The organism is Rhodococcus rhodochrous (assembly GCF_014854695.1).
In the GTDB taxonomy this organism is placed as follows: domain Bacteria; phylum Actinomycetota; class Actinomycetes; order Mycobacteriales; family Mycobacteriaceae; genus Rhodococcus.
This window is the reverse complement of sequence record NZ_CP027557.1, coordinates 2,389,069-2,410,873: the sequence shown is the minus strand read 5'-3', so window position 1 is coordinate 2,410,873 and position 21,805 is coordinate 2,389,069. Positions and strand designations below refer to the sequence as shown.

Annotated in this window: 22 protein-coding genes; 11 read left to right on the top strand and 11 right to left on the bottom strand. The window is 68.5% G+C overall.

Annotated features, from left to right (window positions below):
• Positions 1–107: 107 nt before the first annotated feature.
• Complete coding sequence (locus tag C6Y44_RS11360; RefSeq protein ID WP_159418469.1) at positions 108–1,520, bottom strand: replication-associated recombination protein A; 1,413 nt, start codon at positions 1,518–1,520, stop codon at positions 108–110.
• A 95-nt stretch (positions 1,521–1,615) separates the two neighbouring features.
• Here C6Y44_RS11360 and C6Y44_RS11355 point away from each other — a divergent pair, with 95 nt between their 5' ends.
• Entirely contained in the window at positions 1,616–3,253 is a 1,638-nt protein-coding gene (locus C6Y44_RS11355) for an alkaline phosphatase D family protein (protein ID WP_159418470.1), read from the top strand.
• Positions 3,254–3,284: 31 nt separating this feature from the next.
• On the opposite strand, the gene C6Y44_RS11350 is transcribed toward C6Y44_RS11355, so the two are convergent.
• The 3 genes from C6Y44_RS11350 to aspS form a co-directional block, all read right to left on the bottom strand.
• Complete coding sequence (locus C6Y44_RS11350) at positions 3,285–4,448, bottom strand: hypothetical protein (RefSeq protein WP_060653204.1); 1,164 nt, start codon at positions 4,446–4,448, stop codon at positions 3,285–3,287.
• A gap of 204 nt (positions 4,449–4,652) precedes the next feature.
• A complete protein-coding gene (locus C6Y44_RS11345; RefSeq protein ID WP_006551422.1) occupies positions 4,653–4,922 on the bottom strand; it encodes a DUF4235 domain-containing protein in 270 nt (89 codons plus the stop codon).
• 181 nt (positions 4,923–5,103) lie between these two features.
• The gene (gene aspS, locus C6Y44_RS11340; protein ID WP_159418471.1) at positions 5,104–6,891 is read right to left on the bottom strand and encodes an aspartate--tRNA ligase; all 1,788 of its coding nucleotides are present in this window, start codon (positions 6,889–6,891) and stop codon (positions 5,104–5,106) included.
• A 139-nt stretch (positions 6,892–7,030) separates the two neighbouring features.
• Here aspS and ypfJ point away from each other — a divergent pair, with 139 nt between their 5' ends.
• The gene (gene ypfJ / locus C6Y44_RS11335) at positions 7,031–7,948 is read left to right on the top strand and encodes a KPN_02809 family neutral zinc metallopeptidase (RefSeq protein ID WP_159418472.1); all 918 of its coding nucleotides are present in this window, start codon (positions 7,031–7,033) and stop codon (positions 7,946–7,948) included.
• Between the two features lie 33 nt (positions 7,949–7,981).
• Here ypfJ and C6Y44_RS11330 read toward each other — a convergent pair whose 3' ends face one another.
• On the bottom strand, positions 7,982–8,281 hold the full coding sequence (locus tag C6Y44_RS11330; protein ID WP_006551419.1) for a protease inhibitor I42 family protein: 300 nt from the start codon (positions 8,279–8,281) through the stop codon (positions 7,982–7,984).
• A 112-nt stretch (positions 8,282–8,393) separates the two neighbouring features.
• Between C6Y44_RS11330 and C6Y44_RS11325 the strand changes: the two genes are divergently transcribed.
• Positions 8,394–8,897, top strand: a complete 504-nt coding sequence (locus C6Y44_RS11325) for a hypothetical protein (protein ID WP_120282400.1) — start codon at positions 8,394–8,396, stop codon at positions 8,895–8,897.
• A 33-nt stretch (positions 8,898–8,930) separates the two neighbouring features.
• A complete protein-coding gene (locus C6Y44_RS11320; RefSeq protein ID WP_159418473.1) occupies positions 8,931–9,578 on the top strand; it encodes a nucleoside/nucleotide kinase family protein in 648 nt (215 codons plus the stop codon).
• A gap of 20 nt (positions 9,579–9,598) precedes the next feature.
• On the opposite strand, the gene C6Y44_RS11315 is transcribed toward C6Y44_RS11320, so the two are convergent.
• Entirely contained in the window at positions 9,599–10,390 is a 792-nt protein-coding gene (locus C6Y44_RS11315; protein WP_192378842.1) for an SDR family NAD(P)-dependent oxidoreductase, read from the bottom strand.
• Between the two features lie 181 nt (positions 10,391–10,571).
• Between C6Y44_RS11315 and C6Y44_RS11310 the strand changes: the two genes are divergently transcribed.
• Positions 10,572–12,317 carry a RecQ family ATP-dependent DNA helicase gene (locus C6Y44_RS11310; protein ID WP_159418475.1) on the top strand — a complete coding sequence of 582 codons (1,746 nt, stop codon included), beginning with the start codon at positions 10,572–10,574 and terminating at the stop codon, positions 12,315–12,317.
• A 47-nt stretch (positions 12,318–12,364) separates the two neighbouring features.
• Here C6Y44_RS11310 and C6Y44_RS11305 read toward each other — a convergent pair whose 3' ends face one another.
• Both C6Y44_RS11305 and C6Y44_RS28335 read right to left on the bottom strand, forming a co-directional pair.
• Positions 12,365–12,799: a DUF4383 domain-containing protein gene (locus C6Y44_RS11305; RefSeq protein WP_174247043.1), complete on the bottom strand. Its 435-nt coding sequence runs from the start codon at positions 12,797–12,799 to the stop codon at positions 12,365–12,367.
• A 268-nt stretch (positions 12,800–13,067) separates the two neighbouring features.
• Positions 13,068–13,190, bottom strand: coding sequence for a hypothetical protein (locus C6Y44_RS28335; protein ID WP_016691628.1), 123 nt, complete (start codon positions 13,188–13,190; stop codon positions 13,068–13,070).
• Positions 13,191–13,616: 426 nt separating this feature from the next.
• Between C6Y44_RS28335 and C6Y44_RS11300 the strand changes: the two genes are divergently transcribed.
• Positions 13,617–14,984, top strand: coding sequence for a hemolysin family protein (locus tag C6Y44_RS11300; RefSeq protein ID WP_159418476.1), 1,368 nt, complete (start codon positions 13,617–13,619; stop codon positions 14,982–14,984).
• Positions 14,977–15,990: a hemolysin family protein gene (locus tag C6Y44_RS11295; RefSeq protein WP_174247044.1), complete on the top strand. Its 1,014-nt coding sequence runs from the start codon at positions 14,977–14,979 to the stop codon at positions 15,988–15,990. The genes C6Y44_RS11300 and C6Y44_RS11295 overlap by 8 nt, the downstream gene beginning before the upstream one ends.
• Before the next feature lie 87 nt (positions 15,991–16,077).
• Here the strand turns inward: C6Y44_RS11295 and C6Y44_RS11290 are convergent, their stop codons facing one another.
• Both C6Y44_RS11290 and C6Y44_RS11285 read right to left on the bottom strand, forming a co-directional pair.
• Positions 16,078–16,857 carry a pirin family protein gene (locus C6Y44_RS11290; RefSeq protein ID WP_159418477.1) on the bottom strand — a complete coding sequence of 260 codons (780 nt, stop codon included), beginning with the start codon at positions 16,855–16,857 and terminating at the stop codon, positions 16,078–16,080.
• On the bottom strand, positions 16,854–17,879 hold the full coding sequence (locus C6Y44_RS11285; RefSeq protein ID WP_159418478.1) for a pirin family protein: 1,026 nt from the start codon (positions 17,877–17,879) through the stop codon (positions 16,854–16,856). Before C6Y44_RS11285 ends, C6Y44_RS11290 begins: the two co-directional genes overlap by 4 nt.
• 92 nt (positions 17,880–17,971) lie before the next feature.
• On the opposite strand from C6Y44_RS11285, the gene C6Y44_RS11280 reads away from it, so the two are divergent.
• Together C6Y44_RS11280 and C6Y44_RS11275 are read left to right on the top strand one after the other, a co-directional pair.
• Entirely contained in the window at positions 17,972–18,436 is a 465-nt protein-coding gene (locus C6Y44_RS11280) for a MarR family winged helix-turn-helix transcriptional regulator (protein WP_159418479.1), read from the top strand.
• 108 nt (positions 18,437–18,544) lie between these two features.
• Positions 18,545–18,988, top strand: coding sequence for an acyl-CoA thioesterase (locus C6Y44_RS11275; protein WP_159418480.1), 444 nt, complete (start codon positions 18,545–18,547; stop codon positions 18,986–18,988).
• 20 nt (positions 18,989–19,008) lie between these two features.
• Here C6Y44_RS11275 and C6Y44_RS11270 read toward each other — a convergent pair whose 3' ends face one another.
• Complete coding sequence (locus tag C6Y44_RS11270; protein ID WP_159418481.1) at positions 19,009–20,037, bottom strand: Rv2578c family radical SAM protein; 1,029 nt, start codon at positions 20,035–20,037, stop codon at positions 19,009–19,011.
• Between the two features lie 198 nt (positions 20,038–20,235).
• Here C6Y44_RS11270 and C6Y44_RS11265 point away from each other — a divergent pair, with 198 nt between their 5' ends.
• On the top strand, positions 20,236–20,571 hold the full coding sequence (locus C6Y44_RS11265; protein ID WP_159418482.1) for a type VII secretion target: 336 nt from the start codon (positions 20,236–20,238) through the stop codon (positions 20,569–20,571).
• On the top strand, positions 20,571–21,788 hold the full coding sequence (locus C6Y44_RS11260; protein WP_159418483.1) for a hypothetical protein: 1,218 nt from the start codon (positions 20,571–20,573) through the stop codon (positions 21,786–21,788). Before C6Y44_RS11265 ends, C6Y44_RS11260 begins: the two co-directional genes overlap by 1 nt.
• Positions 21,789–21,805: the final 17 nt, after the last annotated feature.

The window sequence follows — 21,805 nt, the reverse complement described above, 5'->3', positions numbered from 1 at the left end:
TGAACTACCCGGGACGGGCGGTCGATCCTGTCGATCGGCCGTTCTTCAGCTTATCGCGCCGCCGAAAGTGGCCTCGGTACGGCGCCGTGAGTACTCGGCGGACGACGTCACCGCTCACCGCGCACGATGCGGCGCAGCTTGGGCAGGCGGGCCGACAGCTCCCGTTCCACACCGCGACCGGTCGGCTCGTAGTAGTCGACGCCGACCAGCTCGTCCGGGGCGTACTGCTGCGCGAGCACGCCGTCGGGGTGCGCGTGCGGGAACTTGTAGCCGATCGCGTTGCCGAGCTTCTGCGCGCCCTGGTAATGACCGTCGCGCAGGTGAGCGGGTACCGGCCCGGCCTTACCGGCCTTCACGTCGGCGATCGCGGCGCCGAGGGCTGCGGTGACCGAACCCGATTTGGGGGCGGTGGCGATGTGGATGGTGGCCTGGGCGAGCGCGAGCTGGGCTTCGGGCATCCCGACCTGCTGCACGACCTGCGCTGCGGCGACCGCCGTCTGCAGAGCGGTGGGATCGGCCATGCCCACCTCCTCGCTGGCCTGGATCATGAGGCGGCGGGCGATGAAGCGCGGGTCCTCCCCCGCGACGATCATCCGTGCCAGATAGTGCAGTGCCGCGTCGACGTCGGAGCCGCGCAGCGACTTGATGAAGGCGCTCGCGACGTCGAAGTGCTGATCGCCGTCGCGGTCGTAACGGACGGCGGCCTCGTCGATACTCGACTCCACGGTCGCGAGGTCGATGACGGCCGCGTCGCCACCGGAGACGGCGAGCGCGGTGTCGGCGGAGGCCTCCAGCGCCGTCAGGGCACGGCGGGCGTCGCCGCCGGCGAGCCGGACGAGGTGGTCGAGGGCGTCGTCGTCGATCTCGACCGCACCGGCGAGTCCACGGGCGTCGGTGCGCGCACGTTCGAGCAGTGCCCGGATGTCGTCGGGCCCGAGCGGCTGCAGTTGCAGCACCAGCGAGCGGGACAGCAGCGGGGCGACCACGGAGAACGACGGATTCTCGGTCGTCGCGGCGACGAGCAGCACGATGCGGTTCTCGACGGCGGCGAGCAGCGCGTCCTGCTGGGTCTTGGAGAAGCGGTGGACCTCATCGATGAACAGCACGGTCTGTTCGCCGTGGGTGAGGCGCCGGCGTGCCAGATCGATGACGGCACGCACGTCCTTGACGCCCGCAGACAGGGCGGACAGCGCTTCGAACCGGCGTCCGGTGGCTCCGGAGATCAGTGAGGCCAGGGTCGTCTTCCCGGTACCGGGCGGACCGTAGAGCACCACGGAGGCCGCACCCGATCCCTCGACGAGCCGCCGCAACGGCGCCCCCGGTTCGAGCAGGTGCTGTTGCCCGACCACCTCGTCGAGACTCGCCGGTCGCATGCGCGCAGCGAGCGGCGCGTTCGCCCCGCCGGCCGCGACGGGTTGCCGGCGGACCTGCGGTTCGCCCTCGGGTTCCGGTTCGCGTGGCGCCTCGAACAGGGCGTCCGGTTCGGCAGACGGGTCGTTCGCCCCGAAAAGATCACTCACGCATCCGACGCTACAAGCTCGCGCCGACGCCCGATCGGCGGCGGTGTTCGTCGTTCGCATGGACGGATGACCGACCGTGTGGTCGGATCTTGGTCGTGCCCACGACACCGACCGCCGATCATGTGTCCCGCCGCGCCGTGCTCCGGTCGTCGATTCTCGCCGCCGGTGTTGCGGCCTTCGCCTCGACCTCGCAGCACGCGCAGGCATCTCCCGCCGTCTTCGCGCACGGCGTGGCATCGGGAGATCCGTTGCCCGACGCGGTGATCCTGTGGACGCGGGTGACACCCTCGCCGGAGGCGACGCCCGGCTCGGGTGCGGGACCGGACGTCCCGGTCACCTGGGAACTCGCCCGCAGCAGCAGCTTCGACGCCGTGGTCGCGAGTGGGACGGTGACGGCGAGTTCCGTCTCCGACCACACGGTCAAGGTCGACGCCCGCGGGCTCACACCGGGCACGACCTACTTCTATCGATTCCGCGCCGGCGGTGCCGTCTCCCCGACCGGCAGGACGTTCACCGCGCCCTCGCACGATGCTGCGGTCGCACACCTGCGCTTCGGGGTCGTGTCGTGCGCCGATTGGGAGGGCGGCTTCTTCTCCTCCTACCGCCACCTGGCCGCACGCGACGATCTCGACGCCGTGGTGCACCTCGGCGACTATCTGTACGAGTACGCGGCCGGGAAGTTCCCCGTCGCCGGTGGCCGGGGCGTCCGGACGCACGAGCCCGCCCACGAGATCGTGAGTCTCGCCGACTACCGGATCCGGCACGCGCAGTACAAGACCGATCCGAACCTGCAGGCGTTGCACGCGAAGGTGCCGTGGATCGTGATCTGGGACGACCACGAGTCGGCGAACAACGCCTGGGCGGGTGGGGCGGAGAATCACGATCCCCTCGTCGAGGGCGACTGGGCGCCCCGCAAGGCCGCATCGGTGCAGGCCTACGACGAGTGGATGCCGGTTCGCCCGAACGGCGGACGGCTCTACCGGCGCCTGCGGTACGGACGGCTCGCCGAACTGTCGATGCTGGATCTGCGGAGTTATCGCTCCGAGCAGGTCCTCGGAGCCGGACGGCAGGTCGACGATCCGGGTCGCACGATGACCGGACGGGACCAGATGGAGTGGCTCACCGCCGGCCTGGCGAGCTCCCCCACCCGGTGGCAGTTGATCGGCAATTCGGTGATGTTCTCGCCGATCGTGTTGCCGCCCCTCGATCCGCGGACTACCGGAGCACTGACCGAACTCGTCGGAGTGCCGGCCGGAGGTCTGCCCTTCAACACCGACCAGTGGGACGGTTACACCGCCGACCGTCGACGGTTGATCGACACCATCACGGCGGCGGGACTGCGCAACGTCGTCTTCCTCACGGGCGACATCCACACCTCGTGGGCGATGGACGTCCCGGTGGACGCCGCCGACTATCCGGGTGCCGGCACAGTCGCCACGGAGTTCGTGGTTCCGTCGGTGACGTCGGCGAACATCGACGAGTTGCTGGGTGTGCCCCCGCGGAGCCTGTCGCCCGCGCTGGAGGCGACGGCGACCGCGACCAACCGGCACGTGCGGTTCGTCGAACTCGATTCGCACGGTTACGGGGTACTCGACGTGACTCCAGGCGCGACGCAGATGGAGTGGTTCTTCATCGGCGAGCGCACGGATCCGAACGCGGCCGCGCACCGCGTCGCGGGATACCGGGTGGCCGACGGCGCGACGAAGATCGAGCCCGCCGCTCCGCTGGTGTAGACGCCGGTCGGCGCCTGCCCGATCGACCGCTCTAACCGGCGGCGCGGTCCTCGAGGTGAGCGAGCACGTCGCGGGCGTGTGCGGCGACGTCGTCGTGGCCTGTCGCGGTGGCGAACTCGGCGAGCAGCGACCAGCGGGCGCGGAGCGCCGGGATGCGCGGCACCGACAGTCCGTGTTCGCGTACCGAGGCGATCCGCGCATGGTCCTCGGGCAGGAACAGGTGCGTGCTCAGCCAGATGCACGCGAGCAGGGCGTCGAGCAGCCGCTCCTCGAGTACCTCGTCGTAGGCCAGCTGCGGCCACATGGCGACGACCTCGGCGCGCCACGCGTCGGCCATCGCACGGATGCGATCGACGGACAGCGGCACCGAGCACAGGCACAGCGGGAAGGAGCTGAGTGCGTACGCGATGTCGAGGGTCGCGTCGCGGAAGCCGCCCCATTCGTAGTCGAGGAACTGCACACCCTCGTCGCCGACCACGATGTTGTCGGGGCACAGGTCGGACGGGCTGAAGGCCCGGAAACGCCCGCCGGTGAACAGCTTGGACGCCCGCTCGGCACGCTCGCGCACCGACTCGGGCACCGACAGGCCGAAGTCGGCCTCGAGGAGTTCGGGCACACCCCGCACGGCATCGAGGGCCTGCTGGGACACGGCGTCGGCGACCCGCGCGACATCGGCGCGCCGCAGCAGCGCCGCGAAGTCCTCCTCGCGACCGACGGTCGCCGCATGCATGCGCCCGAGTGCCTGGGCCAGGGCCATCAGGGTGTTCCCGGCGGCCTCGGAACTGTTGCGCAGCACCTCCGACAGGGTGGTCGCGTCGCCGAGGTCGCTGAGCACCAGCAGGCGGGCGTCGAAGTCGTAGGCGAGCAGCTCGGCGCCCGGACGGTGATCCTTCGCGAGGGCCGTCGTGAACTGGTAGGAGACCGCCTCACGGAGGAAGGCGATCTGCTCGTCCGTCTCGGAACCACGGAAGTCGACGTGACCTGTACCGCGCGAGGGCGGCACCTGCTTGAGGACCAGGGTGCGCGGGAGCGAGAACGGATTGGCGGCCACTCGTACCCGTACGACCACCGAACGTCCACTGCCCCCGAGATCCACGGGATCGGTCAGGGTCACCGTGGCGCCGGTACGGCGGGTGAGCAGCGCTTCGGCGGCGTGAACCACCTCGGACACGGGGTCTGCCAATGTTGCGGTCATCACTGCCCAATCTACAGGTTCTCGGTCACGACGAGGTCCTCCACAATGCTCGGATCGAGCAGGACCTTCTTCACCCGTGCCCGGCCCACCAGGTCGCTTTTGTCTGCTTTGCGAGGGGAAATCGCTGTTCATCCGGGCGTGTCCCCGTTCCCGATCCGGTCGCTCCGCTCCGCGGGCGCCGATCACGATCGGGACACGTCACGATCATTCCGGTGAAACGTGTGTCACCTTCTGAAAACCACGGGCGGTGCCACGATCCACCGCAGCCTTCACGACACCGAAGATCAGACCCTGCAGGGCGGCCGCGATCAGCACGTCCCGGGTGCGCTGCGACAGATCCTGGGGTTCGGGCCGTTCGTCACTGCCGCCGACCTTCTTCCACACCTGGTTGAAGACGGCTCCGGCGAGGATGCCACCTCCCACACTGGCTGCGAGAGCGAGCGGCTTGTAGAAGATCACGCGTGCGTCGGCCATGGATACCTCCTCGATCCGTCGCCCCCGTTGGCGCCGGACCGACGGAATACCCGGGCTCGATCCTCACAAACCTCATCGGGCCCACGAACCTCACCCGGGAACACCGCCGGACGGCACACACGACGGCGCGGTGCCCCCGTCCGGAGAGGGGCGACACCGCGCCATCGACAGCTACGGGTGATCAGGCCTTGTCGGCACCCTCGGTCTCGGGCTCGGGCACGAAGTCGATGCCCGTCTCCTTGCGCTGCTCCGGCGTGATCGGGCCGGGAGCATCGGTCAGCGGATCGACACCGCCACCGGACTTGGGGAACGCGATGACCTCGCGGATCGAGTCCACCCCGGCGAGCAGCGCGGTGATGCGGTCCCAGCCGAAGGCGATGCCGCCGTGCGGGGGCGCGCCGTACTTGAACGCCTCGAGCAGGAAGCCGAACTTCTCGTTCGCCTCCTCCTCCGAGATGCCCATCACCTTGAACACCCGCTCCTGGATGTCGGGGCGGTGGATACGGATCGAGCCGCCACCGATCTCGTTGCCGTTGCAGACGATGTCGTAGGCGTACGCCAGCGCCGAACCCGGATCGGTGTCGAAGGTGTCGATGTACTCGGGCTTGGGCGAGGTGAACGCGTGGTGCACCGCGGTCCACGCCGAATGACCGAGGGCCACATCGCCGCTCGCGGTTGCATCGGCCGCCGGCTCGAACAGCGGGGCGTCGACCACCCACACGAACGCCCATGCGTTCGGATCGATCAGATCGAGCTTGCGGGCGATCTCGTCGCGGGCGGCGCCGAGCAGTGCACGCATCTGCTTGGTGGGACCGGCGGCGAAGAAGATGCAGTCGCCGGGGTTAGCGCCCACATGCGCGGCGAGACCCTCGCGCTCGGTGTCGGTGAGGTTCTTGGCGACCGGACCGCTCAACGTGCCGTCCTCACCGACGAGCACGTAGGCGAGACCCTTGGCACCGCGCTGCTTGGCCCACTCCTGCCATGCGTCGAGCTGACGACGCGGCTGGCTCGCGCCACCGGGCATGACGACGGCACCGACGTACTCGGCCTGGAAGACGCGGAAGGTGGTGTCCTTGAAGAACTCCTTGCACTCCACGAGTTCGATGCCGAAACGCAGATCCGGCTTGTCGGTGCCGAAACGGCGCATGGCCTCGGCGTAGGTCATCCGCGGGATCGGGGTCTCGAGTTCGTAGCCCACCAGGCGCCACAGCGCGTGCAGCACCTCCTCGGCGAGGAGGATCACGTCGTCCTGGTTGACGAACGCCATCTCGATGTCGAGCTGGGTGAACTCGGGCTGACGGTCGGCGCGGAAGTCCTCGTCGCGGTAGCAGCGGGCGATCTGGTAGTAGCGCTCGATGCCACCGACCATGAGCAGCTGCTTGAACAGCTGCGGGGACTGCGGCAGAGCGTAGAAGTTACCGGGCTGCAGGCGGGCCGGCACCAGGAAGTCGCGCGCGCCCTCCGGGGTGGAGCGCGTGAGGGTCGGGGTCTCGACCTCCACGAACTCGTGGTGGGCGAGCACCGCGCGGGCCGCGGCGTTGACCTTGCTGCGCAGACGGATGGTCTTGCCGGGCTTCTCGCGACGCAGATCCAGGTAGCGGTACTTCAGGCGCGCTTCCTCACCGACCTGGTCGTCGAGCTGGAACGGCAGCGGGGCGGCCTCGTTGAGAACCACGAGCTCGGAGGCGTCGACCTCGATCGCGCCCGTCGGGATCTCGAAGTTCTGGTTGCCCTCGGGGCGGACCTCCACCTTGCCGGTGATCCGGACGCAGTACTCCGCGCGGAGCCGGTGCGCCTGCTCGAGGACGCCGGCGCTGCGGAAGACCACCTGCGAGACACCCGATGCGTCGCGCAGGTCGATGAAGATGACCCCGCCGTGATCGCGTCGCCGGGCAACCCAACCGGTGAGGGTGACTGTCTGCTCGGCGTGCTCGGCTCGCAACGAGCCGGCGAGATGGGTGCGCAGCACGGAATTCCTTTCGAAACGATCAGCGACGGGTTCGTCGGCTGTAATCCTACGAAAGACACGATCGGCCCGAGCGCACCCGTACCGAATAGTTCGTGCCAAGCTTGTCCGAATCCGACGAACACAGGAGAAAGCGGCGGCGATGACGTTCAGAGAAGGTGCACGCATGGATGCGGGCCGTGTCCGTACCGGCGGCGGTGGCCGCGGCGGGAAGCTCGCTCTCGGTGGCGGGGCCGGCGGCCTGATCGTCATCATCCTGGCGTTGCTGTTCGGCGGCGATCCGTCCTCGCTGCTCGGCTCGGGAGTGCCCGACACCTCCGCCGATCCGCAGGCCGAGAGTGCACTCGAACAGTGCGAGATCGGTGGCAGCGCCGCGAACGAGAACGTCGACTGCCGGGTGCTCTACACCGTCGGGTCGCTCGACTCGGTGTGGGAGCAGCAGTTCGCGACCCAGACCGGGGTGGCCTACGTGCAGCCGGAGGTCGAGATCTTCACGTCGGCCACGTCGACGGGTTGCGGCAACGCCACCAGTGACATCGGGCCGTTCTACTGCCCGGCGGATCAGACCGCCTACTTCGACACCAGCTTCTTCGACGAACTCGAGACCCGGTTCGGCGCCAGCGGCGGTCCGCTCGCGCAGGAATACGTCGTCGCGCACGAGTTCGGGCACCACCTGCAGAACCAGCTCGGCGATCTCGGTCGCGCACAGGCCGACCCGCGCGGCCCCGAATCCGGCGCCGTCCGTACGGAACTGCAGGCCGACTGCTACGCCGGGGTGTGGGCCTACCACGCCGACAAGCTGCCCGAGCCGACCACCGGAGAGCCCTTCCTCGTGCCGCTCACCGACACCGACATCCGCGACGCGCTGTCGGCCGCATCGGCCGTCGGCGACGACCGGATCCAGCGGGCCGCCACCGGTCGGGTGAACCCGGAGGGGTGGACTCACGGGTCGTCCGAGCAGCGTCAGGCCTGGTTCCTGGCCGGATACCGCACCGGCCGGGTCGACGCGTGCGACACCTACTCGGCGCGTGATCTCGACAACCCGCCCGCCCTGCGCTGAGCCCCGCACCGCAGGGCGAGCGCCGGGACGCCGTCACGCGACGGTGACGGTCATGTTCGCGCGGTCGGCGACCAGGTCGGCATGCTTCCGCATGCGCAGCGAGATGGGCCAGGTACCGGCGCGGCGCGCCTTGAAACAGAAGACCCGCTCGCCGGTCCCCCCCGGCAACGGGTTCTTCGACGGCAGGAATCGGATGTCGCGAAGGACGAGCCCCTCTCCGACCCTCGACGTCGACCAGCAGTAGTCCCGGGAGGTGTTCTCGGGAAGGTGCAGCTCGATCGTGTCCCCGACACCGACCGTGACATCTTTCGGACCAGTGGCGATGTGCTTCATGACCTCAGGATAACCCGCGAATGTGATTTTCCTCACTCTCGTGACGACGGCGCTCGCACACCCGTTGCAACCGCGATGTGTGATGGGACACAAAACGGGGCATTCGTTCTGCATGCACGAAGAACGAGCCGGAATCACACGCAGCGACGCGGTGATGGGAGGACGCCTTCTCGCTCTCGCACACGAGAACGGCTACAGCGAACTGACCGAAGAGGTCGCGGCGCTGGTGTCGAGCGCCGGTTCCGACTCGCCGTCACAGATCACTCCCCCGCTCTACGGGGGCGTGCTGAGGTGGACGGTCTCGACGATCGCCGACGTCGTCGTCGACAAGATCGGCCCGCAGGTGCGCGGCGACGAGAGCTTCGAACTGACCATCCGGACCGAGAGCGGCCGTCACGTCCGGCCGGAGGAACTCCCGCAGCCGGAGAGCACGGTGATGAAAGCGGTCGTCGACGCGCTTGCCGGCGACTCGGTCGCGGCGCGCAGCGACCTCGACGAAGTGGTCTTCGCGATGGACTGGGCGTCGCAGATGGAAGCGTTGGTCGAGGCGGTGCTCTGGCTCGACCGGCTTCTCGACACACCGGTACCGGACGGGAACGACACACCGCCCTGGTGACCCCCACAGACCCAAGGGCGTGAACGGCGAGCGATGCCTGCCTTCACTCCCCTGACCCCCGAGATACTCGCGGCCTCCGTCGCCGATCGCGCCGAGGCACTCACCGGAAGTGTGTGCATCGCCGTGAGCGCACCGGACGCGGCAGATCCGGTGGAATTCGCACAGCGTGTCGCGACGGAACTGAGAACGCGGGGCCGCGCAGCGGACGTCGTCGATCTCCACGATTTCGTCCGGCCCGCATCGCTCCGGCTCGAGCACGGACGGACCGATCCGTACAGCTACCGCCACGACTGGTTCGACTACGCCGCGGTCGACCGGGAGGTGCTGCGCGCAGTACGCGAACATCAACGATGGCTTCCGCGGCTGTGGGACGAACGCACCGACCGTTCGGCGCGCGAGCGCCCGCGGCGAGCGGCGGAGGACCAGATCCTCGTCGTCGCCGGCCCCATGCTCCTCGGCCGTGGTCTCGACTTCGATGTCACCGTCGTCCTGACGATGTCCCGGGGCGCGCTCGAAAGGCGCACGCGCCCCGAGGATCACTGGACGATCGACGCGGTGCTCGAACATGAACATGACGCGGTGCTCGACCATGCGGTGCTCGACCATTCAGGGGCGGACGCGGACGTCCTGGTGCGCTACGACCACCCCACCCGCCCGGCAGTGCGGACGCGATCCGACTGAGCGGCTCCCGCCGTCGCGGATCATCGCCCCGATCGAGGCTTGGCCAGGACCCGGTGAACCGCCGAGGTCACCGCGTCGGGCGCCACCGTGCCGAAGACCGCCATCGATTTCGCGAGCACGGAACCGGGCACCACGTTCGCCTCGCCGCGCATCAGAGCGGCATAACCGTCGCGCGCGACGTGAGCGGGATCGTCCTTGGGTGCCTTCCCGAGGATCGTGTCGAGCATCCCGGCACGTGCGAAGAAGTGGGTGTCTGTGGCCCCGGGCAGCATGGCCGTGAGCGTGATCCCGCTGCCGTCCAGTTCCTTGCGGACGCCGTCGGTGAAGGACTGCACGAAGGCCTTGGACGCGTTGTAGACGGCCTGGTAGGGGCCGGGCATCTTCGACACCACCGACGAGGTGACGAGCATCCGGCCCGAGCCCACCCGCAGCATGTCGTTCAGCAGCAGGTGCGCCAGATGCACCGTCGAGCGCACGTTGACGTCGACGATCGAGAGGACGTCCTCGAGCTCCGCGTCGACGAACGCTCCGCCGACCCCGACACCGGCGTTGAGCACAGCTGCCGCCGGGACGCGACCTCCGGCCGTCGCGGCCTCGTGCACCGCCCGGGCCCCTTCCGGAGTCCTCAGATCCGCGTGGACCGACACCACCTCGACACCGGAGGTCCGCAGGTCGGCGGCGACCTCGTCCAGAGCGTCCGATCTCGCCGCGAGCACGAGGTCGTATCCGTCGGCCGCGAACAGGGCCGCCAGTTCCCGGCCTATGCCTCGCGATGCTCCGGTCACCAGAGCGAGAGGTCGAGCGTCGTTCATATCTCCTCCTCGGCACGTATGGCAGGCGGGTACCCACACCGCTCCGGGTCGACACGGCACCGGGATCTCACCTGTTCCGGTTCCGAGGGCGCAGCCGTTTGGGGCGGGCACGTCCTCGGGTATGCGGAGGGCACCCTGCGCTCGCACCTTCACGCAGTCCCTTCCGAATTCTGGAGTCCACTTGCAGCACAAGACGTATCGGTCGTCGCCCGACAAAGCATCGGAGGATGCACGCGAGGAACTCTGCGCCGCCGCGCAGAAGGTGTTCGGCTGGGACACGCTGCGTCCCGAACAGCTGGACGCGATGGTTCCGCTGCTGGGCGGACGCGACGTCCTCGCCGTGATGGCCACCGGCTCCGGGAAGTCCGCGATCTATCAGGTGCCCTCGCTGCTGCTACCGGGGGTGACGGTCGTCGTCTCCCCCTTGATCGCGTTGCAGAACGATCAGATCGCCGGTCTGGACCACTCGGAGGCACCCGAGGCGGTCGCGATCAATTCGCGCCAGCGCGAGTCGGAGAACGAGGCGAACTGGCGGGCCGTGCTCGAACACGATGCCGACTACGTCTTCCTCGCCCCCGAGCAGCTCGCCAAGGACGAGGTCCTGGAGCGCCTGAAGAGCGTGGAGGTCTCGCTCCTCGTCGTCGACGAAGCGCACTGTGTCGCCATGTGGGGCCACGACTTCAGGCCGGAATATCTACGCCTGGGAGACGTGGCCGAGGCCCTGGGCCGGCCACCCGTCGTCGCGCTCACCGCCACCGCCTCACCCCCGGTCCGCGAGGACATCGTCGAGGCGTTGCGCATGCGGGACCCGCTCGTCGTCGCCGGTGGTTTCGACCGCCCCAATCTCGACATCGAGGTGCGCAGGCACACCGACGACGGCGAGAAGCGACACGCCGTCGTCGAGGCCGTGGCGTCCCTGCCCGGTCCCGGCATCCTGTACGCCGCGACCCGCAAGGACACCGAGCGGTACTCCGAGGCCCTGCGTGAACGTGGTATCGACGCGTGCCCGTATCACGCCGGGATGCGCGCGGCCGAGCGCGAGGACGTCCACCTCGGATTCCTCGACGGCCGCTGTGATGTCGTGGTGGCGACCTCCGCCTTCGGCATGGGCATCGACAAGCCGGACGTGCGTTTCGTCGTGCACGCCTCGGTACCGGACTCGGTCGATTCCTACTACCAGCAGATCGGGCGCGCCGGACGCGACGGCGAACCGGCCACCGTCCTGATGTTCTACCGCCCCGAGGATCTGTCGCTCGCGACCTTCTTCACCACCCACAACCCCGACGAGGAGTTGATCGGCCGGGTGTTCTCGGCGGTCCGCTCCTCGTCGCCGATGAGACTCGGACGGCTGCGTACCGAGCTCGACGTGCGGGGGCGGAGACTGGCCAACGCGGTGAACCTGCTCGAACGGTGCGGAGCTCTCGTCTCCGGCCGGCGTGGACTCTCCGCCGCCGACATCCCCCGGCGGAAGGCGGTCGAGCGCGCACGCGAGACGGCCGCGTCGGGCGAACGACTGGACCGATCGCGGGTCGAGATGATGCGCGGCTACGCCGAGACTCGCGGTTGCCGCCGCCGGTTCCTGCTCGGCTACTTCGGCGAGACGCTGTCCGACCCCTGCGGCCGGTGCGACACCTGCCGGGACGGCGCGTCCGACGAGGTCGCGACGGTGTCCGTGCTTCCGGGCGCCGATACTGCCCAGGTGGACTGCGAGACGTCGGTGTTCGCCCCGAACACGCATGTCGTTCATACCGAGTGGGGACCGGGAGTGGTGATGACCTGCGAGCACGATCGCGTCACCGTCCTGTTCGACAGCGAGGGTTATCGGACACTGTCGCTCGACGCGGTCGCCGAGTCGGGGGTGCTGAAGGCCGACGACCCCGCACCGGCAGAGCCTGTACCTGCGCATGCCGAAGAACCCGTGGCGTGAGGGGCCACGGGTTCTCGGATCCCGTCATCACGACGGGTGGGTACGGGTCAGGAGCGAACCGTGCCGGGGGTGGTCCGTGTGCGTGTGAGGAGCACACCGAGCGCGATCATGCCCACGCCCAGGACGAAGTGCAGCCAGTCGTCCGCGGAGTTCACCGGCACGAAGTTGGCGCCACTGTCCTTGTCGATGATCAGGCCGTAGATCCAGAGCACCAGGTAGATCGCACCGCCGATGAGGAGGAAACTGCGGGCGGTTGTCACGGCCCGGGCCGCAGCGAGCCCCAGGACACCGAACAACAGGTGCACGATGTTGTGCAGGATGGAGACCTGGAAGATCCCCAGGAGCATGGCCTCGGAATGATGGCCTGCGCCCGAGAGCTGGTCGTAGTCCGACGTGACCCCCGGGATGAAGCCGAGGATGCCCACCAGGAGGAAGACAGCGCCCACCACGAGCGCCGCAGTCTGCACCGGCGTTGCCGTCATCGAGCCACGGCCGGGGCTTGGGGTTCGAGATGTCATGTTTCGCGTCCTCTCACCGAACGTCCGTTTGGGTTGAGTGGTCCGAATTACACCCCCCGGTTAGCCGTGACCGAACGAACCCAAACGTCGGTTTCCGTGTTCGAGGACGGAGGTCGAGAACGGCGAGCGAGGGCGGGTGCGGTACTTCACCCCCTGGCCGGACGGACACGACCGTGTCCGGACACGACGAAGGCCCGCGGGATCAACCCGCGGGCCTTCGAGTCTGCGAGGCTCAGGCCTGGCTGCTGCCGAACGCATCGCCGGCCGCATCAGCGGAACCGGTGAAGAAGTTCAGCACGTCGAACAGGTCGGCGAGGTTACCGAAGAGGTCGACAAGGAACTCGAGTGCAGGCACGGGCTTCTCCCATCAATGGAACGACAACGAAGTTGTGACGACGCGCGTCGACACGCGATCCAATTGTTACCTGCATTCCACGCCAGCGCAGCACATAGATTTGTTATCCAGGCCACAAAAACTCTCTACCAGAGGAAACAGTGAAACATTTGAGAAAATCGGTCAGAAATGTCGTAATCGCTCGGAAATACCCGTGACGGGCAATTCGGTCCATTCGGATGATAATCCGGGACATTACAAGATCGCCTTGTGACCATACCTCCACCCCGGGTGTGGAACTTCCACCGCTGTCCGTTCGTCCTATCCTGTGAATGCACCCGTCCCGACCCGACCCAAGGGAGTCATGAAACCCCCCAAGCGAAAACCTCGAAGACCCGTCCCGCCCAGACGTGACGCTCTGCTCGTCACCCGAGCCCGGTCCCCGAAGTGCTGACCGCCCTCGGAATCGCGGCCGGCATTCTTGTCGTTCTCGCCATCACTGCTCTGACCGGCTACTTCGTCGCGCAGGAATTCGCGTACATGGCCGTCGACCGCTCCCGCCTGAAGGCTCGCGCCGAAGGCGGTGACTCGGCTGCGGCCCGCGCACTGGCGGTCACCCGCCGCACCTCCTTCATGCTTTCGGGCGCCCAGCTCGGCATCACCGTCACCGGTCTGCTCGTCGGTTACGTCGCGGAACCGCTGATCGGTAGCGGTCTCGGCGAACTGTTGGGCGGTGTCGGCATCCCCACCGCCGTGGGTGTCGCCGTCGGCACCGTGCTGGCCGTGCTCTTCTCGACGGTGGTCCAGATGGTCTTCGGTGAGCTGGTACCGAAGAATCTCGCCATCGCCCGTCCCGAACCGGTCGCCCGCGGTCTCGCCCTGTCGACGAACGCTTATCTCGCAGTCTTCGGATGGCTGATCAAACTGTTCGACGCGTCGTCGAATCTCCTGCTGCGCGCACTGCGCATCGAGCCGGTACACGACGTCGAGCACTCCGCGACACCGCGCGACCTCGAACACATCGTCGCTGCGTCCCGCGAGACCGGCGAACTTCCGCCGGAATTGTCCACCCTCCTCGACCGGATCCTCGAGTTCCCGACCCGGACCGCCGAACACGCGATGATCCCGCGGTCGCGGGTCGACGTCGTCGAACTGGACGAGCCGGTCGCCACCATCCTCGACAAGATGAGCGAGGGGCACACCCGATACCCGGTGGTGGGCACCTCGTCCGACGATCTGCGCGGTGTCGTGCACCTGCACGACCTCCTCGGCCTCGACACCCCGACGGGCACGGCCGCGGGGGTCTGCCGCCCGCCCGTGATCGTGCCGGCCACGCTGGCACTGCCGGAGGTGCTCGCCGAACTGGCCCGGGCCGAGGACGAGATGGCACTGGTGATCGACGAGTACGGCGGTTTCGCCGGCGTCGTCACCCTCGAGGACATCGCGGAGGAACTGGTCGGCGAGATCGCCGACGAGCACGATTCCGCGATGGCCGTCGAGGTCATCCGCCCCGAGGGCGACGGCTGGATCGTCCGCGGCGACGCACATATCGACGAGGTGGCCCGCACCCTCGACCACGAACTGCCCGAGGGCGACTACGAGACGCTCGCCGGCTTGGTCATCACCGAGTTCGGCGGCCTCCCCGAGGTGGGTGACACCGTCCGGATCACGCTGGATCCGGATCCCGCCGAACTGCTGAACGAGGACGGCCCGATCCACAGGATCCTGGTGGCCGAGGTACGCGACATCGACAAGCACGTGCCGTCGTCCGTGCGCGTGACCGTTCTGACGGACGAGGTGACCGGCAATGAGTAATCCTGTGGTTGTCGCGGTCGTGACGATCGGCCTGATCGCTGCCAGCGCGTTCTTCGTCGCGGTCGAGTTCGCGCTCATCGCGGCACGACGACACCGACTGGAGGACGCAGCGACGTCGAGCCGCTCCGCGCGGGCCGCCCTGCGCAGCGCGTCCGAACTGTCGGTGCTCCTCGCGGGATCCCAGCTCGGTATCACGGTGTGCACGCTCGCACTCGGTGCGACGACCAAACCCGCAGTGCACCACTGGCTCACGCCGTTGTTCGAGAACTGGGGCGCGCCGCTGTGGCTCGCGGACGTGGCCGGCTTCGTCCTTGCGCTGATCATCGTGACGTTCCTGCACCTCGTCGTCGGCGAGATGGCACCGAAGTCGTGGGCGATCGCTCACCCGGAGAAGTCGGCCACGATGCTGGCGCTGCCCATGCGGGCGTTCATGTGGGTGACCCGGCCGCTGCTCGTCCGGTTGAACCACATGGCGAACTGGTGCCTGCGGAAGGTCGGTGTGGATCCCGTGGATCAGGTCGCCGAAGGTCAGGATCCCGATGCGCTGCGGCATCTGGTCGAGCACTCGGCCACCGTCGGCACGCTCGACGAGCGTTATCACGGGCACCTGAGCAGCGCGCTGGAGCTCGAGACGCTCACGCTCGGCGAGATCGTCACGCCGCAGGCCGAGCCGAGCAGTGTGAAGCCGACCTCGACGGCCCTCGAGATCCGTGAGACAGCTCATCGCACCGGACACCTCCGGTTGCTCGTGCGCGCCAACGGACACGTGGACGGTGTCGTGCACGTGCGCGACAGTCTCCAGGCCGCACCCGGAACCACGGCGACCGAACTGATGCGCCCCGCGCTGACGATCGATGCCGCGACGCCGGTCTACGAGGCGCTGACGACGATGCGGGAGACCAGGAACCACCTGGTCACCGTCACCGAGAACGGACGGATCGTCGGGTTGATCACCCTCTCGGACGTCCTGGCCCGGCTGCTGCCGATGAGCGGCGCCGCGAGCTGACCCACGACGGCGACAGGCCCGTCCCGGATCCTCGGGGCGGGCCTGTCGCCGCTTCCGGTCCGCCGGACCGGTCGGGAGTGTCGGTGTTCAGGAATGTCCGAGTGTGGCGTGCATCTCCCAGACGATGACCTCGGCACCGGTGGTTGTGGTGAGCTGTCGGCCACCACCTCCGGCGATCCGCACCGCGTCTCCTTCGGCGAGAGGTCCGGCTCCCTCGAGTGCGGCTTCGCCCCGGGCGACGAAGAGGTGCACGAAGGGTGCGTCCGGCAGCGTCACGGGGCGATCCGGACGCATCCGCGCGACGTGCATGGCGGCATATCTGTTGCGGATGCGGATGGCGGAATGGTCGGCGTAGGCATCCATTCCGGATGCGACCGGCACGAGTCCGCCGGAGAGCAGTTCGTCGTCGATCTCGAGTTGTTCGTATCCCGGCTCGATCCCGGCTTCGTCCGGCAGCACCCACATCTGCACGAACCGCACCGGTTCGTCGTGCTCGGCGGAATACGACGCGGTGGCACCGGGATAACGCCACGAGTCGTTCTTCTCGGAGTGGAGGATCCCGGAGCCCGCGCTCATGCGCTGCGCGAGACCCGGGTAGATCACCCCGGAATGCCCCGTCGAGTCCTGGTGCACGAGCGATCCGCGGAGCACCCAGGTGACGATCTCCATGTCGCGGTGCGGGTGGGTGTCGAAACCGCTTCCCGGACGGACGATGTCGTCGTTGTTGACCATCAGCATCCCGAAATGCGTGTTGTCGGGATCGTAGTGGTGGCCGAACGAGAAGGAGTGCCTCGAGTCGAGCCAGTCGATCTTCGTGTGGAGGCGGTCGTTCGCGCGGCGGACGTCGAGAATCGGTGCGGTGCTCATGCGGGGTCCTGTGTCGGGCAGTTCGGATCTGCGGTGGGTGGATTGCGGCGGGGGCGGATACGCGCCTGGGGCAGGGGCGGTGCCGGGAGACGCTCGATTTTGCCGGTGTAGCCGGAGACGCTGCCGAACCGATCGGACCCGCGTTCCCAGGCGTCCCGGTAGGCGACGATCTCGTCGTGGTCGCGGCCGACGAAGTTCCACCACATCACGATCTCCTCACCGAGGGGTGTTCCGCCGAGGAGGACGATACGTGCGGGTTCGTCGGTGGTGTTGGTCAGTTCGAGGGCCGGCACGCCGGTTCCGGTGTAGCCGAGCGCGGCACGTGTGAGCACGGTGCCGAACAGCGCGACCGTACCGGTGTCGACGAGCACCCCGTGCTCGAACGACGGGTCGACGTCGAGGGTGATGCTCGCCGCGGGGTCCAGGACGATCTCCGCGCCGAGCAGCGGGGTGTACGTCGTCACGGGCGACTCCTGGCCGGCGAGCGAACCGAGGAAGACCTTGACGTCGGCACCGGGCACCCGGACGATCGGCGGTACGTGGTGCTGGAAGTCGCGGGGCGCATCGCGATGTGCGTCGGGCAGGGCCACCCACAACTGCACGCCGTGCAGTGTCGTGGTCGCAGAGGTGGAGACCTCGGAGTGACAGATTCCGTGGCCTCCGGTCATGAGGTTCAACTCCCCCGGCCGGACCATCGCGTGCACGCCGTGACTGTCGCGGTGTTCGATCTCGCCGGTGAACAGCCACGACACCGTCTGCAGTCCGGTGTGGGGGTGCGGTGCGACGTCCATGCCACCGGTACGGGAGACGTCGTCGGGGCCGTAGTGGTCGACGAAGCACCACGCGCCGATCAGCGAACGCTGCCGTTGCGGAAGCGTGCGGCGCACGGGCATCGCCCGGGGGCCGCCGAGCGGGACCTCACGCGAGGTGATGATCTCCACGCGGGGGCGGAGCGGGTCGCGGATCGGGAGGTCCTCCGTCCGGCAGTGGATTTCCTCGGGACGGGTGTCGGTGTTGCTCATGTCGCTCGACTCCTCTCGGTGGTCCGTCGGTCGACCCGTCCAGTGTGTCACATTTGATTGCGTAGTCAACTAACGCGGGTACACTGGAGATCATGGGAGAAGCGAAGTGGCTCAGCGACGACGAACAGCGCCTGTGGCGCGCGTATCTGGATGCGACGCGCCTGCTGTTCCAGAATCTCGACAAGCAGCTGCTGCGGGACTCCGACATCTCCTTCACCGACTTCGAAATCCTGGTCCTGCTGTCCGAGGCACCCGACCGCCGGATGCGCATGCGCGACCTCGCGGACGCGAGCACCACGACCCGCAGTGGCATCACCCGCGCCGTCTCCCGCATGGAGAATGCGGGATGGGTGCGGCGCGTGGAGTGCGAATCCGACCGACGCGGCGCGTGGGCCGAACTCACGGACGTCGGCTACGCGAGACTCGCCGAGGCGGGCCCCGGCCACGTCGGGGCGGTCCGCGCGAACATGTTCGACCTGCTCTCTCCCGCCGACATCGCCCCCATGACCGAGGCCTTCGCTCGCATGCGCGATCGCATGATCGACGGCAGACGGTAGGCCTTCGCCCCGAGGCGAACTCCGTCCGCACCTCCGGAGCGGGGACGCCGGTGGATCACGGATATGTTGACCGGGTCACAGTCACGACCTCCGAAGGCGGTACCTCCCATGCGGTACGACCCGCGACGCACCTCGCTCGACCTGTATCCGCTGCAGCGCACGATCACGCCCCTGTTCGGCGACACCGACGCGCTCGGGCACATCAACAACGTCTCGATCGCCCGCTACTTCGAGCAGGCCCGCGTCCTCGTCATGGAGGCCGTGTCGTCGACCCTGGGCGGTAACCACCCCTTCGAGCGTGCGGTACTCGCGAAGATCGAGATCAACTTCCTGGCCGAGGTGTTCTATCCGCACGACATCGTCATCGCCACCGGTGTCCACCGCATCGGGACGTCGTCGGTGGTGATCGGCTCGGCCCTGTTCCAGCACGGCCGGTGCGTCGCACTCGCCGACTCGGTGGATGTCGGCACCGCCGCCGAAGGCGGATCACGACCGGTTCCCGAAGCATCGCGCGTGGCGTTCGAGAAGTTCCGGCTCGCCTACGGCGACTGACACGCCGCCCACGAACCGCCTCAGAACAAGGTGAGCGCCGCCTCGGGTTCGGGGGTGTGTTCGTCGGTGCGCAGCGCACCCTTCTCCTCGCGCCGAGCGGACGCCCGGACCCCGAGGCGGTGACGTTCGAGCAGGGGCGCGACCCGCTCGTCCAACCACTGCGAGTACTCCGGAGCAACGTAGGCGCCCCGTCCGTAGAGGCGGCGATAGCGTCGCATGAGGGCAGGATGCTCCTGCGCGAGCCACGACAGGAACCACCCGCGGGTCGAGCCGCGCAGGTGCAGCGGTATCGCGGTGACCCCCGACGCGCCGGCGGCGGCGAGGGAGCCGAACAGCGTGTCGAGGTGCTGTCGCGAGTCGGTGAGGAAGGGCAGCACCGGAGCGACCATGACGTGGCACGACAATCCGGCGTCGACGATCGCCTTCACGAGATCGAGACGGGCCTTCGGCGACGGCGTGCCCGGTTCGATGTGCGCGGCCAGTTCGGGATCGCCGATCGGGAGCGACACCGCGACCGAGACGTCGACCTGACCGGCCGCCAGCGACAGCAGCGGGAGATCGCGGCGCAGCAGCGTGCCCTTCGTGAGAATGGAGAAGGGGGTGCCGGATTCGGCGAACGCCCGGATGACTCCGGGCATCAGCCGGTAGCGCCCCTCTGCCCGTTGGTAGGGATCGGTGTTGGTACCGAGCGCCACGTGTTCCCGGGTCCAGGATCGTCGCGCGAGTTCGCGGCGCAGGACGGCGGCGACGTTGGTCTTGACGACCAGTTGCGAGTCGAAGTCGTGCCCGGCGTCGAGATCGAGGTACTCGTGCGTGGGTCGGGCGAAGCAGTACCGGCAGGCATGGGTGCAGCCCCGGAAGGTGTTGACGGTGTACCGGAACGGCAACCGGGAGGCCTCCGGCGTCCTGTTCAGCGCGCTCTTGCACAGCACCTCGTGGAAGGTGACGCCCTCGAACTCCGGTGTGCGGACACTACGGACGAGGCCGGCCCGTTCGAGACCCGGCAGAGCTCCGTCGTCCGCATCCACAGTCTGACCCGCCCACCGCATGCCCTCCAGTCGAACATGTGTGCGATTCGCTGTCAACAGATCACTCGACAACGTGGCCGATCGGATGGAGCGCACTCGCTGTGCAACGAATACATCGGCGTTCCCACCGGTTCATCCACAGGTGGCCGAGGGCCCGGTGGCTCGCCCGGTGCGCTCGAGTTACAGTGCTCGCCACACTGATCTTCGATGGGGGGTTCGATGAGCGGTCTGTTTCCCGGTGCCGGAATCCGGGTGGTGCCCGACGGTATTCGAGCGTTCGGGGCCACAAATCTTCGTGCGGCCGAGCAAGTGGCGCAGGCGGGGACGTTCGATCTGCAGGCCAACATCTCCGCGTTGAGCCCGGCTCTGGGACTCATCGGCGGAGAGTTCCTCGCGGTGTTCGCCGCGGCCCAGTCCGAGCACACCCGTGCCGTCACGCAACTGTCGTGGGCCTACGCGTCCAACGGCATCGCAGCACACGAGGCGGCCACCGGTTACGAAACGACCGACACCGGAACGGCGTCGGCGCTGGCCGACGCTGCGGGAGGACTGTGATGCAGGGATCGGTCATCGACATCGCAACACCCGCCGCGTCACCGACCGTTCTCGACGCTCTCCGCGCGTCTCCGATCGGACCGGTCCTCGACGCACCGCTTCCGGTACTGCCGGAATCCGTTCTTCCCGAGCCGGGTCTGCCCGTCCTCGAGGCGAATTCGATCGTCGAGCTGCTCGAGTCGATCCCGGTACCGGTGCTGCCCGATCTCGAGACGATCGTGCGGCCGCTCACCGAACTCTGCTCGATGTTCGGCACCGGCATCCTCGACTCGCTCGATCCGTCGGCGATCCTGCAGCAGGGGTCGCGTCTGCTGGAGACCGCTACGATGCTCGGACGCAGTGCGCTGCACGCACTTCCGGAGTCGTGGGAGGGGGTGACGGCCGACGAGGCCGCAGGTCACGGTGTGCGCGCGCAGCAGTCCGCTCTCGAACTGGCCGACCGCGGCGACCGGATCGGCGACGTCACCCGCGCCGCCACGGCGACCGTCGAACGCGGCAACATCGAATTGACCGGCATCGCACAGTCGTTCGTGGCCACGGCGATGGCGGCCGCGCCCGCTCTCGCGACGCCGCCGGGCCAGGCCGCTCTGTTGGCGTCCGCCGCGCAGCATCTCCAGGCGGCACTGGCCGTCGTCGCGCGCACCCGGGGCGAGCTGACGGTCCACACCGCCGCGATGACAGCGCTGACCACGCCGATTCCCGTGCCCGCGCCGGTCGCCGTGGCCGGGGTGCAGGAGCTGCGCACGGTCGCCACGGCCGCGACCGATGTCGCGTCGAGTGTCGCAGCGCCGTTCACGGCCGCCGCGCACGCCGCGACCACTCCCACCGCCTACGCGGCGACCGTGCCCACCGCACACGCGGCGGTTCCGACCGTCGGCGCGGCGGTCGCGGGATCGGCCGGAACGGTGTCGGCCGGAGTGGTCACCGGTCACGGCACCGCGGGGGCCGCGCTCGGAACTGCGGGTGTGCCTGCCGCCGCACCGATCCCGACCGCGCCCGGCACGGGCGGCGGTGCGCCGGTCACGACCGGCGCGAGCGCGATGGGAAGGGCACCCTCGACCGGTGGGATGGTCCCCGCCGGCTCGGCCCGCGGATCCGACGACGAGGAGCACCGCTCCCCCACCCGTCTGCTGAGTGCCGCCGCGGAGGGCACCGAGGTCGTCGGCGAACTGCCGTTGGTCGTTCCCGCGGTGATCGGTTCGCACGACGAACGGTGAGCGCCGGCCGACGATCG

Excerpts from the sequence above, each read along its gene's own strand:
- C6Y44_RS11290 (WP_159418477.1), bottom strand. The coding sequence starts at position 16,857 with ATGAGCACCGCACCGATTCTCGACGTCCGCCGCGCGAACGACCGCCTC.
- C6Y44_RS11295 (WP_174247044.1), top strand. The coding sequence starts at position 14,977 with ATGAGTAATCCTGTGGTTGTCGCGGTCGTGACGATCGGCCTGATCGCT.
- C6Y44_RS11275 (WP_159418480.1), top strand. The coding sequence starts at position 18,545 with ATGCGGTACGACCCGCGACGCACCTCGCTCGACCTGTATCCGCTGCAG.
- C6Y44_RS11285 (WP_159418478.1), bottom strand. The coding sequence starts at position 17,879 with ATGAGCAACACCGACACCCGTCCCGAGGAAATCCACTGCCGGACGGAG.
- C6Y44_RS11265 (WP_159418482.1), top strand. The coding sequence starts at position 20,236 with ATGAGCGGTCTGTTTCCCGGTGCCGGAATCCGGGTGGTGCCCGACGGT.
- C6Y44_RS11305 (WP_174247043.1), bottom strand. The coding sequence starts at position 12,799 with ATGACGGCAACGCCGGTGCAGACTGCGGCGCTCGTGGTGGGCGCTGTC.
- C6Y44_RS11315 (WP_192378842.1), bottom strand. The coding sequence starts at position 10,390 with ATGAACGACGCTCGACCTCTCGCTCTGGTGACCGGAGCATCGCGAGGC.
- C6Y44_RS11260 (WP_159418483.1), top strand. The coding sequence starts at position 20,571 with ATGCAGGGATCGGTCATCGACATCGCAACACCCGCCGCGTCACCGACC.
- C6Y44_RS11350 (WP_060653204.1), bottom strand. The coding sequence starts at position 4,448 with ATGACCGCAACATTGGCAGACCCCGTGTCCGAGGTGGTTCACGCCGCC.
- C6Y44_RS11280 (WP_159418479.1), top strand. The coding sequence starts at position 17,972 with ATGGGAGAAGCGAAGTGGCTCAGCGACGACGAACAGCGCCTGTGGCGC.
- C6Y44_RS11270 (WP_159418481.1), bottom strand. The coding sequence starts at position 20,037 with ATGCGGTGGGCGGGTCAGACTGTGGATGCGGACGACGGAGCTCTGCCG.
- C6Y44_RS11320 (WP_159418473.1), top strand. The coding sequence starts at position 8,931 with ATGCCTGCCTTCACTCCCCTGACCCCCGAGATACTCGCGGCCTCCGTC.
- C6Y44_RS11330 (WP_006551419.1), bottom strand. The coding sequence starts at position 8,281 with ATGAAGCACATCGCCACTGGTCCGAAAGATGTCACGGTCGGTGTCGGG.
- C6Y44_RS11345 (WP_006551422.1), bottom strand. The coding sequence starts at position 4,922 with ATGGCCGACGCACGCGTGATCTTCTACAAGCCGCTCGCTCTCGCAGCC.
- ypfJ (WP_159418472.1), top strand. The coding sequence starts at position 7,031 with ATGACGTTCAGAGAAGGTGCACGCATGGATGCGGGCCGTGTCCGTACC.
- C6Y44_RS11325 (WP_120282400.1), top strand. The coding sequence starts at position 8,394 with ATGCACGAAGAACGAGCCGGAATCACACGCAGCGACGCGGTGATGGGA.